At 46.2% G+C, this 12,252-nt stretch carries 11 protein-coding genes; all 11 read right to left on the bottom strand.

What is annotated here, in order from left to right:
• Positions 1 to 10: 10 nt before the first annotated feature.
• Positions 11 to 499: a (2Fe-2S)-binding protein gene (locus tag DCMF_RS22555; RefSeq protein WP_335582360.1), complete on the bottom strand. Its 489-nt coding sequence runs from the start codon at positions 497 to 499 to the stop codon at positions 11 to 13.
• Between the two features lie 13 nt (positions 500 to 512).
• Positions 513 to 1,397 carry an FAD binding domain-containing protein gene (locus tag DCMF_RS22550; RefSeq protein ID WP_148136510.1) on the bottom strand — a complete coding sequence of 295 codons (885 nt, stop codon included), beginning with the start codon at positions 1,395 to 1,397 and terminating at the stop codon, positions 513 to 515.
• A gap of 33 nt (positions 1,398 to 1,430) precedes the next feature.
• On the bottom strand, positions 1,431 to 2,123 hold the full coding sequence (locus DCMF_RS22545; protein WP_214658818.1) for a class II aldolase/adducin family protein: 693 nt from the start codon (positions 2,121 to 2,123) through the stop codon (positions 1,431 to 1,433).
• A gap of 662 nt (positions 2,124 to 2,785) precedes the next feature.
• Positions 2,786 to 4,411: a PucR family transcriptional regulator gene (locus DCMF_RS22540; protein WP_148136508.1), complete on the bottom strand. Its 1,626-nt coding sequence runs from the start codon at positions 4,409 to 4,411 to the stop codon at positions 2,786 to 2,788.
• Between the two features lie 165 nt (positions 4,412 to 4,576).
• On the bottom strand, positions 4,577 to 5,803 hold the full coding sequence (locus DCMF_RS22535; protein ID WP_148136507.1) for an MFS transporter: 1,227 nt from the start codon (positions 5,801 to 5,803) through the stop codon (positions 4,577 to 4,579).
• 102 nt (positions 5,804 to 5,905) lie between these two features.
• Complete coding sequence (locus DCMF_RS22530) at positions 5,906 to 7,429, bottom strand: tripartite tricarboxylate transporter permease (RefSeq protein ID WP_148136506.1); 1,524 nt, start codon at positions 7,427 to 7,429, stop codon at positions 5,906 to 5,908.
• A gap of 52 nt (positions 7,430 to 7,481) precedes the next feature.
• Positions 7,482 to 7,997 (bottom strand): tripartite tricarboxylate transporter TctB family protein, encoded by a 516-nt coding sequence (locus tag DCMF_RS22525; protein WP_148136505.1) that lies wholly within the window; start codon positions 7,995 to 7,997, stop codon positions 7,482 to 7,484.
• A gap of 37 nt (positions 7,998 to 8,034) precedes the next feature.
• Entirely contained in the window at positions 8,035 to 9,075 is a 1,041-nt protein-coding gene (locus tag DCMF_RS22520; RefSeq protein ID WP_214658817.1) for a Bug family tripartite tricarboxylate transporter substrate binding protein, read from the bottom strand.
• A 383-nt stretch (positions 9,076 to 9,458) separates the two neighbouring features.
• A complete protein-coding gene (locus DCMF_RS22515; protein ID WP_148136503.1) occupies positions 9,459 to 9,938 on the bottom strand; it encodes a (2Fe-2S)-binding protein in 480 nt (159 codons plus the stop codon).
• An 18-nt stretch (positions 9,939 to 9,956) separates the two neighbouring features.
• Positions 9,957 to 10,832 (bottom strand): FAD binding domain-containing protein, encoded by an 876-nt coding sequence (locus DCMF_RS22510; RefSeq protein ID WP_214658816.1) that lies wholly within the window; start codon positions 10,830 to 10,832, stop codon positions 9,957 to 9,959.
• 323 nt (positions 10,833 to 11,155) lie between these two features.
• The gene (locus DCMF_RS22505; RefSeq protein ID WP_214658815.1) at positions 11,156 to 12,235 is read right to left on the bottom strand and encodes a tripartite tricarboxylate transporter substrate binding protein; all 1,080 of its coding nucleotides are present in this window, start codon (positions 12,233 to 12,235) and stop codon (positions 11,156 to 11,158) included.
• Positions 12,236 to 12,252: the final 17 nt, after the last annotated feature.

The raw sequence follows: 12,252 nt of genomic DNA, 5'->3' as shown, positions 1-12,252 counted from the left end.
TCACCTCCTGTTACTTACTTTCCTTGGCCATCATTTCACTGGCTTTGTGCACTGCATTGAGAATCCTTACATAGCCGGTACACCGGCAAATATTCCCTTCTAACCCTTTTTTTATCTCGGCATCTGTGGGTGATGGATTTTCTTGGAGCAGTCCATAGGTGGACATAATCATTCCCGGGATACAGTAGCCGCACTGAACGGAGCCTTCATCAACAAAAGCTTGCTGAATCGGATGAAGATTCCCGTCACGGGACAGCCCTTCAATGGTCAGCACTTCTCCCCCATCCGCCTCAACAGCCAAAACCAGACAGGAATCCACCGTCTTCCCATTGAGCAAAACCGTGCATGCGCCGCAGTCTCCCTCCGCACAGCCCTCTTTCGTGCCCGTTAGACCGATATCGTCCCGAATCAGGCTTAATAACGTTTTATTTTCAGGCACAGCGTCAAAAACATATGCCTGGCCATTTACCTTGAGTTTTATAGGTACCCTTTTCATCATTTCACCTCCCCGCTTAGTCAAGAACCGGCTTTTTAAGTCTCTCCCAGGCAAGCATCCCTGCTCTTGGGACCAGATGCTTAATCAGCCTTCTCCGGAATTCCTCAGGAGCACGCCAACTGCTGCGCGGCTTTGCTTCATTAAGGACTGCGGCGGCAGCTTGGCTGAACAGCTCTTGATCCAGAACCTGCCCTTTTAATACCGCTTCGGCCTGATATGCCCTGATCGGGGTAGGAGCAGCAGTCGTCAAAGCAATTCTTGCCCCTTTACAGGTCTTTTGATCCTCCTCAGTTTCCAGGAATACCGATACCCCAAGAAGGGCTAAATCCATTGCCTTTCTGCGGGTAAATTTGATATATGCACCACCGCTGTTCTTACCGTAAGCGGGAATAAAAATCCTTGTGAGAATTTCTCCCTTTTTCAGAACGGTTTTTTTGGTGCCAAGATAAAATTGATCCAAGGGAACTTCCCTCTTTCCTTCCGGACCATATATTTCCAAAACCGCATTTAACGCCAGAAGCGGGCCCGCACTATCGGCAGAAGGGAGTGCACTGCACAAATTTCCCCCCACGGTAGCCCGGTTTCGAATCTGCACCGACCCCACCCGGCTCACCCCGTCGAATAAAATAGCATATTTTTCCTGAATCAATTTCGAGTTGGCAAGCTCGCTGTGGGTCGCCAAAGCCCCAATGACCAGCCCTTTTTCCGGGGAAAACTCAAAACCTTTCAAGGCATCTAATTTTTTTATGTCTACCAGAGCCCCGGGATTGCTGCTCCCGGCCCTCATCTGCACCAAAACATCGGTTCCTCCTGCTAAGATCCTTGTGCTTTCCAATTCTGCCAAACGGGAAACTGCTTCTTCTAAAGTATTAGGTCGAATATACTCAAATGGAGGCAGCATATCTTTTCACCCCTTTCCATAAAAAACCATGTTTTAGTAACCTTTTTGCGCCAGTTTTCGTACTTCGTAGGCAAAAAATCCGGGATACCGGCCGCTCATTTTTTCAAAGGACTTTCTCATTTCTACGGCTTTTTCAAGACCTATTTCCTGTGCTTCGGGGCCGGCTACCAGCTGCATCCTGGCGGCCTTTTCCAGGTGCAAGGCCCAGCAAGTAGCCGCTTCTACACTGGGTGCAGCAATAACCGCACCATGATTTTTGAGCAAAGCCGCTCTTTTTGATCCTAAGCACTGGGCCAGGCTTTTACCTTCTTCTTCGGTGGTGATCAGATCCGGCGTCTCCTTAAAATAAGCCATTTCCCCTGCTAAGGGAACACCGTCATGATTCAGAATAGCCAGCGGTCTTTCTAAAGTGCTTAGGGCAATGGCATGAAAAGGATGGGTATGAATAACACACTTCACATCCGGACGGGCTTTATAAATCTCCGTATGAATGGTCAGTTCATTGTGCGGCTTCCTGGTACCTTTTACTACTTCCCCTTTAAAATTCAGGGCAATAATATCTTCCTCTCTGACTTCTTCCAATCCCAGGCCGCTTGGTTTCATCCAAATCAAACCATCCTCGTCCAGAGCGGAAATGTGCCCTAAACTAAAATCATCTTGTCCCTCCATGACTACAATGCGACATGCCAAGGCAACCTTGGCTGCCAGTGAGTATTGTTCACTCATCGTTTTACCCTCCTTATTATTTGTTAAGACCAGGTCTTTGTTGGCTGTTAGGTTTATGGGGCCTGTGTCCATTTTATTTAATGTGTACTTGTATACAATAAATACTGTTTTTCTTGTGTAAAATCCTTCTTTCTGAAAAATTTTTTTGACCCCATTATTTCACATAAGCAACAACAAAATAGTTCCCAAAACAATTAAGACGCTATATAACCAGGCGCGCTTGGTAACATTCTCCACCCCTTGAAAGAATATCCTGCTTAATGTAAGCGTGCTCAGAGGATAGTTTATCCTTACCAAGTTTGAAAAAAAGCTGCTCAAGTCATAAAATAAAGCGCTTAATATTGCCAATAATTCAGCCAACCTGTACATACTTTCCTCTTCTTCAGAATACAGCACCATCGGACTGAAAACAGCAACAAAATTATTGTATACAAGTATACTATTATACATTAACAATAAGATTCCTGCTTGAGATGATAATTTTTTTTAGAAGAGGAACTTAATTTGGTGCTATATGTTATACTATTATGATAGTTTTGAACTCTCTGGTATTCAATATTGCTGTTGGCTAAATAAAATGTACAAAGTGTATAATTTGATAGGAGTGTCCGGAAGTTTATTTAAGCTTCCGGGTACTCCTTTTTCTCCTTATCTAATTTTATTTAACCTTTAAGTTTTATTAGATGCAACAACAGCTCTAATACAAAAAAATTTTCCGGGTTGTCAAAACTCAAACCGGTAATCTCTTCAATTTGACGCAGCCTATTGCTTAGAGTATGCCGATGGATGTACAATCTGGCTGCGGTTTCTTTGGCATTCCGGTGACAGCTAAAATACTCTTCCATTGTCGGGACCAGCATATTACCTTTTGTTTTGTCATATTCGATGAGCGCGCCTAATTTTTCAGAGATAAAAATATTCGTTTTTGGATTTGACGCAATGTTATCCAACAGACAGTAAATTCTCAAATTTTCATAAGTGTAGATACCCGGCTTTCCAGCGGAGAGCTTTTTCCCAACCCGCAAGACCTGAAGCGCATCTTCATAGCTCTGGATAATTTGGGAACTCCCTGTACTGTTACCGCCGATCCCAACATTTAATTCTACGCTCGGGAAACTTCGTCTGATTCTTTTTATACAAGCTTCAACAAGCCGGGGTACTGATTGACCTTCTGTCTCAAAAAGTGCTATGATTTTAAGCCCTTCATGGTTAAATATCGCCGGCACCCTTGCCGCGCTTACTTCGGCAATTATTTGCTCCAAGATACGAGAGCAAAGCCGAAAGGTCTCTTCATCAGAAATATCTCTACAAGTTGTCTCCGGCAAGGAAAAGACGGCAACTGTCAAACTAGCTGTCAGATCCAGACCCAGCGCTTGGCTGCGATAAATCATTTGTTCTTCAGCGCCCGCTTTTCCCGCCAGCAGGTCATGCAAGAAGTTACCTTTCAGGCGGCTTTCCACGATCCGCATGGACCGTATTTTTGCTTCCAGCAGGGCTAATATCAGGACTCCGTGTTCCATGGTTTTTCTGTCCAGGTTGTCAATGGGGCGACCGGATTGGAGCACCATTAAAAACCCCCACAGTTCTTCTCCAGCCACAGCCGGGGTAATTAAGGCATCCACCGGTCTACCCTGGAAGGAAAATTGTATTTCTACGGGTCCTTTGGTTTGCGCCCCTTCCGATATAGCCTTTGTAAAATACTCGTCCAGAACTGCCAGGTTTTCCCCCTTGCAGTCATTGGCACCATATTCTGCAATAAGGGTCGCCGTACTGTCAAAAATCAAAACCGGATTAGCAACAAGCTCAGAAATCGTCGCACAAAGCGTATCAATTTCCCCACCCGTTACAATGACCTCCGTAAGACTGCGATGGATCTGCTCCGACCTTTCCAACAGTTCCAGTTGCTGATTTAAAAGAATCGTATACACTGGCTGCATCACTTGGTGGTAACTCACTTCCGGCGGTAACTCAATGATGGGGAGTCCACAGTTTTCCGCTTCCTCAAATATGGCTTTGGGAATATCCTCCACCCACCGGCGGACTTTAATGATTATGCCCGCTGCTTGAGCATCTTTCATGCGCCGGATAAGTTCCCGCTGCATATCCGGTTTTTCTATGAGAGAGTATAGATTCGTAATGACTAATTCGCCCGGCGCCATCCAATCTACAATGCTAGGACTCTCTAATACATGCAACCATGTCACAATATTGCTTAGATAATCCTTACCGGCAACTACCCGCCCCTTTGCCAATCCCCCTTTAGACAGCAGTTCTGATAAAGTAACCAACGCTGTTCTCCTCCTACTTAGAAAATAGATATAAATTGACGGTATGGCGCCCAGTAATGGACAAATAAATTATCCTGCGTTTTTCTGGAAAATTAAATATTCCCACCAAATCAGCTTTTTACTATGTCCGGAGCAAACTATTTGGTTATGCACCAAATTGTCCCTCTACTTCATGAACATCTCCGATCCTTCCCGGCCTTTACCCCATTGGTTGATGAAAACACTTCCCATAATAAACATAATTCCTGTAAGGGCAAAAACAGCCAAAAAACCGTTATTGACCCCAAACAATCCAATGATGCTTCCGCCAAAAATAGGTCCGGTAAACATACCGAAAGCACTGGCGCTCGCCATAAAACCAAATATGGATCCCCTATGCTCCATTGGCGTATGGATACTGATTAAAGCATTTGCAGAGGGCAGAATCCCTGCCAAAAAACCTCCAAAAGCAAAACGCACCACATACAACTGCCACATATTTCCGACCCAGATTTGGCCAATGCTAACGAGACCCGCCCCAAATAAACACCAAAACAGGATCTTAAAACTGTTATGCCGATCCCCAAGCTTTCCTAGAATTGGCCCCAGGATTACATTAGAAATTGCCGTAGCAATAAAAACATAGGCAATAATTAATCTGGTATTATCCCCGTGGTATATTGGGGAAATATAAATCGCCATTTGAGGTTCGATACTCTTGCTGGCAAGTTGGGTAATAATAATAACCAAAAATAAGGATACCAACAAAGGCTGTGTGCTCAGCCATTTTAATACGCCCCACGTATTCTCCCGTTCTTGAGGAACCCGCTTTTCAGGGGCCGGCTTAAAGGTTTCCTTAGTTCCCAGGGATACTGCTGCAAGCACGAAAAGATTCATAATACCTGTTATAACAAAGCCTTCCCTGAATCCCCAAAAGCTCACCATGACCCCTCCTAGGGCCGGACCTATTAGATTAGCGGCCTGTTGTCCGGTTTGCAGCCATCCGAGAGCATATCCTATTCTCTCTTTAGGAGTTTCAGTAGAGATAAACGCTATAGAAGCAGCATTGTATCCACTAAAACTTCCCAAGAGAAGCCTGACTCCCAACAATTGAAACGGGGTCTGAACAAAGCTCGACATGATCGTAAAAATGCCGCACGCCACGGCAGACCGCAGAACCATTGCTTTTCTTCCGTATCGGTCAGCTAATGAACCCCAAAAAGGAGACAAAAGAGCTTGGCCCAAAAAATTGGCTGATACAATAGTGCCTGCCCAAAAAGCAACTTGTTTGGGATCCTTTACGCCAAGTTCGCCAATAAATAAGGCAAAATAGGGGAGCATCATCGTAAATGATGCCATCATCACAAATTGGGCCAAGACTAAAATAACTAAATTTTTCTTCCATCGTTCCATATTTGTCCCATTAATTATTTTTAATATTTATGATAAATTCAAATATGAAGGAGGGGTGTAGCGAAACTAAAAAGCTTCGTTACACCCCCTTTTGGCGTTGACCTAATCCGCTTTCAGGCCCTCTTTTCCTCGCCCGCGGACCCAGATAAAAAATCCTTTCACCCACGGCCAAGCAAAGGAAGCGATGGTAATAATGAGCAATACCAAGGTGATCGGCCGCATATAAGCCCAAGAATAACTGCCTTTAGAAAGCATCATGGAGCGGCTAAAGTTTGATTCCACTAAATTTCCCAGGACCAGCCCCAGGATTAAAGCAGCAGCCGGATAATCGTACTTGTTCATAAAGTAACCGATAAAACCAAACACGGATAAGACAATAGCAACTTCCAAGCGGTTATTATCGGCAAATACGCCTACAAAAGCAATCACGGCGATAGCCGGGGCCAAGACGGCCACAGGAAACTGAATAATCTTTGCCCAATACTTTGCCGTAAAGATCCCCACCAAGAAGTAGCTAAACTGGGCAATTAAAATTCCGGCAAAAACAATATAGGGAAAATCCCCTTGAAAAAAATCCGGTCCCGGTCTTAAGCCGTGTACAATCAAGGCGGCCATTAACAAGGCGGCACTGCCGGATCCGGGTATACCCAGGGTAAAGGTAGGGACCAGATCGCCAATGACACAGGCCCCCTTCGCCCCCTCGGGCGCAATCACACCTTTGGGATTACCCTTGCCGAAGGAATCCTGGTCCGCTTTATCCTTGGCAGATTGCTTCTCAAGCAGGTAAGCCGACATACTGGCCGCGTTGATGCCCAGTGCCGGCAAAATGCCCATCCAGACGCCTGTCATCACGCCTCTGATTAAAGATTTATAGTTTTTGAAAGCTAATTTTACCGCATCAAAGGCTTTATCCTGTACCTTCGTCAGCTTTCCGGTAAGATCGCCTTCGTTGACCATGGTATAGACTTCCGCCATGGCAAACATCCCTACGACCACCGGAATCAGATCGATACCGTCTTCCAAATAGGGAATGCCAAAGGTATACCGGTAAAGACCCGTCATTTCATCCATGCCGATAAAGGACAGCATCAAGCCGATACATGCCATGATCATGCCCTTGATGGTATTCCCTTTCACCGCTACCGCCAGCATAGATAAAGCCAGGAGAGCGACCATAAAAATCTCCGGCGGGCCCAGTTTTAATGCAAAGGCCACCAGGAGCGGAGAAAAAAGCACCATAAAAAACCAGCTCACAACCCCCCCGGTAAGAGAAGCGGTTGCCGACAGTCCCAAGGCCAAACCGCCGCGTCCCTGCTTGGATAAGGGGTGGCCGTCCCAACAAGCGGGAACGGAACCTCCACCGCCGGGTACATTGATCAAAATGGAGGCGATGGAATCACCATAAGCCGTTGCTGCATGTACAGAACATAAAAAGATAATTGCAGTTGCCGGCGGCATTGTGAAGGTCATGGGCAGCAGTAAAGCTACTCCAAAGTTAGGGCCGATCCCGGGTAAGACTCCCACAATCATGCCTAACAGAGTACCTAATATTAAAAACATCAGGTTATTTAGGGAAAATACCTCTCCAAAACCATGCAACCACAAAGATGCTGAAGCAATTTCCATATATATAATCCCCTTTACAGCTTCAATTGGATGATGATTTACCTACGATTCTTTACAATCCCAGCGCCATTTCCCAGAGCATGCCGATCGGCAATGGCACATTCAGGAAGTATTGAAAAACAGCTACTGTAATTGCCGAATAAATTAAAGAAAAAGCGAGCCCTTTTTTCCAGCTATAAGCCATCAAACGGCCGATGCCGAAAAGATAAGTAAATGTGGCGATGGGAAAACCAACGATAAGCATTAGTCCCGGATACAGTAAACTTAACAGCCACATGGTTCCCCAATAGATCGTCTTACCCGGCTTGGCTGGCGCAGCTTCATGATTCTCTTCATGAGCATCCGCTGCGGCCGCAGGGGCTTCTGAAGCCCCTGCGGACCGGGCAGCCTTAACTGCTCTTCCCGCCAACAGCCAAAGGATCAAAACTAAGGCAAAAAGCGCTACCAAACGGGGAAACCGGGCGGATAAGTACGGTATGCCTATGCTCTGAAGTAAAAACCCTATACAGAAAACGCCAAGTCCCATGAGGAAAAAGTTTTCCTGGATGAAAAATCTTTTCGCAAACACTTTCGCTCCTCCTAACACGCCTTACGCATAAGACTCCTTAATTGGTCTGCCCGGAAGATTCCATTTCCTTCAGCATGGTCGGTACAATCTCTTGCAGATTCGCCATCATGTCGTCATTCATCTTCTTCACCTCATCCGGCCCCAGGGCACAGGGAATATAGCCGGCCTTTTCCGCGTTGGCAATATATTCCGGATTGGCGGCGACTTTTTCCATCGCGGCAACTAACACGTCCACAATGGCTTGATCCGTGTTGGGGGGAGCTAAAAGACAGGTCGAATTGGCCAGTTCCATCCCCGGATAGCCGTTTTCCGCCGTAGTCATCACATCCGGGTACAAGGGGGAACGTCCGGAATCACTGGCCTGGGTCAAAACACGAATCCGCTTCCCGTTCTCTGCCGCCACCCCATCACCGGTATCGGTGCCGCCGTCAATTTGCTTTCCGGCCACATTTAACAACACCTGGGCCGCATCAAAGGGTACTAAATCAGCCTTCAACCCTGCTTTCTCCTTGAATAGAGCAGCAGCCAGGTGGGCGCCGGACCCTAAGCCGGGTACCCCTAACGTGACGGGTTTTTTCTGTGAGGCGTCAACCATATCTTTCAACGTCTTGAAAGGTGAATCCTGGGCTACATAGAGCACAAAGTAAGCTTCACTGCCTACGAAAGAGTAAATCGGCGTAAATTCCGACGTCTTATAATCACCTTTATACAATAATTCTCCTAACTGGGTGGAAGGAAAGTTCGTAACTAAGAGGGTATAGCCGTCATTTTTTTCTTTAAAAACCGTGGCCCGGGCTAGCCGCCCACCGGCGCCTTCCATATTTTCCACAACCACGGGCTGGCCCAGTTCTTTTTGCAAAAACGGCTGCATAATCCGGGCGATAATATCGGTTCCGCTGCCCGGTCCATGCGTAATCACTAACTTGATGGGCTTGGTAGGATAATTTACGGCTTGCGTTTGTTCATCACCACTAGCAGGTTCTGTAGATTGCGTCGATTGCGTAGAACTACATCCGGTAATCCCCAGCATAAATGTTAATAATACAGCCATTATAATCAAGTATCGCTTCTTAAACATTTCTTGCCTCCTCATTACCTGTAAATTTTTTTAGTTCCATCAACAAACCTAAGGTTGTGCTCCAACTTTTTTATGGGTTTAATTGAAGCAAGCTTTTCCGGAAGGTGGGTTTTTTTATTAAATAATTAATTTTGACCCTGCACATGCAGAAAGTCTTCTTCTTGACCTTTAACCCACCTCCCTTCGAATACATGTATCCCGACCAACTAATTTTATAAGAGATATATTCTGACTTTTTACTCATTTTCCTCTTTTATGAATAAAAATATCTTGGTTTTTTTTAAAATTAGGTAAAGTTTTTAAAAAGGATACCCCATTTATATAATAAATTTTGAAAAATCTTACTACTCTTGGAATCCATGTATACATAAATCATTTCTATTTTAATCCTTTTGGTCGGCTACTTTTTTTATGGCCTGGATTATTCTGACATAGCCCGTACAACGGCAGAGATTTCCCGCGATGGCCTTGCGAATTTCTTGCTCCGTGGGATGGGGGTTTTCATCCAGTAGACCTTTGGCCGTCATTAACATGCCGGGGGAGCAAAAGCCGCATTGCACTGCTCCTTCATCAATAAAAGCTTGTTGCAGCGGATCAAGCACATTCTCTTTAGACAAGCCTTCCACGGTAATAATGTCATGGCCGTCTACTTCTATGGCTAAAGCGAGACAGGAATTAACGGGTTTACCATCCAGTAATACGGTACAGGCGCCACAGTCTCCCGACCCGCAGCCTTCCTTGGTACCTGTTAAACCTAAATCCTCCCGGAGAAAATCCAGTAAGGTACGCCGGGAAGGAACCCGTTTCACATAGATTTCACCATTTATTCTGACTTGGATTTTCTTTTCTAAATATCTTTCCATTTTATGTCTTCCCTCCGCTTAAGAAATTTTGCTCAGGGCTTCATGAAGGGCCCGGCGTGTTAAGACTATCACCATTTTACGCCGATAATCTGCCGAACTGCGCAGATCACTGATTGGCCTGGCTTCCCCTCCGGCAATTTCTCCGGCTTTCGCGATCAGATCTGTACTTATCTTTTGCCCCACCAATATTTCTTCGGCCGTCTTAGCCCGGAGAGGGGTTGAAGCAACTGCCCCCATAACAATTCTAGCTTGCCGGCAGATCCCCTGTTCATCCATCAGCACTGTTGCTGCCACGCCTGCAATCGCTATATCCATTGCTTCCCGGGGTCCGTGTTTCAGATAGGCTCCCCCCATACGGGCATCCGCCGCCGGGAGAGAAAAAGAAGCTAACAATTCTCCTGGCTGTAGAACAGATTTACCGGGACCGGTAAAGAACTCTTCTAAGGCAATGGAGCGACTGCCTTCGGGACCCACGATATTTGCTTTCGCTTGAAAGGCAATCAGCGCAGGTGAGGTGTCCGCCGATGGGGCAGCATTACAGACATTTCCGCCTAAAGTAGCCCGGTTACGCACCGGATATGATCCTACATAACCGGCCGCATCGGCAAGTGCGGAATAATTTTTGCGGATCAACGGACTCATCTCTACTTCGTGCAGGGTTGTCAGAGCGCCAATTTCCACGGAACCGTCTTCATTAACCTTAATCCCTTTTAATTCGGACAACCCCTTAAGGTCCACCAGAACTGCAGGTTTAAGTCCTTTTTCTTTTATGGCCACCAAAACATCGGTTCCCCCGGCTAATATTTTGGCACCTGCCCCTTCTTCCTTAAGAATAACAAAAGCTTCTGTTAGGTTTTGCGGAAAAACATACTCAAATTTGGTTAAACGCTGCATAGAAACACCCCCATATTTGCATAGACTCTTGGTATTTACCAAGCAACTTGGGCTAAAAACTTTTTCCCGCCAGTTCTGCCGGATTTTCCTCCTTTTACATCTATCGTCTCTCGGCATTTGCCGAGTGGATGGCTCATTTATCGTAAATACTTATCGTATGCAGGTATACAAATACTATTTTCTTCGCAGTAATAAATAAATTTTTATCCTGGAACAGTACGGGGAAGCATTCCTCTTTAACGGCGTTGGCTTCAGCCTTTTCCCCCTGTCGACACTTTGGGGCAGGGAAGGGAGTCCCTTCCCTGCTCTCTATAACAGCAGTACTATTTAGCCTTTTTTACCGCCTCGTCAAAAATCGGTTTTAACGCCTGAGCCGATTCCATAGCTTTTTCTACGGCAGACTGCACATCAGCCCCAGGCAAATAAAGTACATCCCGTTCAGCTTTCTTTGCCTGATCCAGAAATTCGGGATTATTCAGCACTTTGCCAATTGCAGCCCGCATAAATTCCACTACTGCGGGATCTGCCCCCGGAGGCATGGTAATAATACGGTCAGCCACCAGGATATTGGTCAGGGTTTCCACCATGTCCCTATTCTCACCAGGTGATAAGAGTTCTATCGCGGTAGGAACATCCGGAAGACGGGGGTTTCGTTCTGGGGCCACGATTAATAAGGGAACGGCAAACTTATTTTCAATTGGCGCCAAAGCACTGCTTAGAGAAATCTGCCCACCGTCAATCTCTCCGGCAGCAACCGCCGCCAGCCACTGGGAAGTGCCTTCCCATCCCGTGACAATTTTGTAATTCGTGATATCAAAAGCTTTGAAAATTACACTGGTGGTGTAAAAATCATCTTCACCAACACCGGTACAGGCTGTCTTAATTTCCCCTTGAGCATCCTGAAAATCTTTAACGCTTTTAAATTGCTTCTTGGTTGAAGCGATCAGAACGCTAGGGTCTGCGGAGACACGTCCCAGATAATTAAATTTGGCCGCATCAAATACCACGCCATCGGCTCCGGAGGTCTGGGCAAATACAATGTTAGCCCCACCCAGGATGCCGATTGCGGTGCCGTCGGCCGGGGACTCATAAAGCTTATTGGTGCCGATAATGGAACCGCCCCCAGGCACATTTTGCACAACCACCGTGGCATCTGTTTCTTTGGCCAGGAAAGGAGCCATTAAACGGGCATAAGTGTCAAAACCGCCGCCGGGGGAATAGGGCACAATAAAGGTAATCGTTTTTCCCGCCACCGGATTGGTTTGTTCCGATGGTGCCTGCGTGCCGGAATCCTGTGCGGGTGCGGTATTGCTCCCTCCACACCCGGCTAAAAACATGGTGCCTAAGAATGCACAGATGAATAACATTACCATGGCTCGGTGTGCTTTTTTCCTTTGTTTCATACTACCCCTCCTCATCC

The organism is Candidatus Formimonas warabiya (assembly GCF_002777255.1).
In the GTDB taxonomy this organism is placed as follows: Bacteria; Bacillota; Dehalobacteriia; order Dehalobacteriales; family Dehalobacteriaceae; genus Formimonas; species Formimonas warabiya.
Note: the sequence above shows the minus strand (reverse complement) of the source record. Positions and strands in the feature narration are given on the sequence as shown.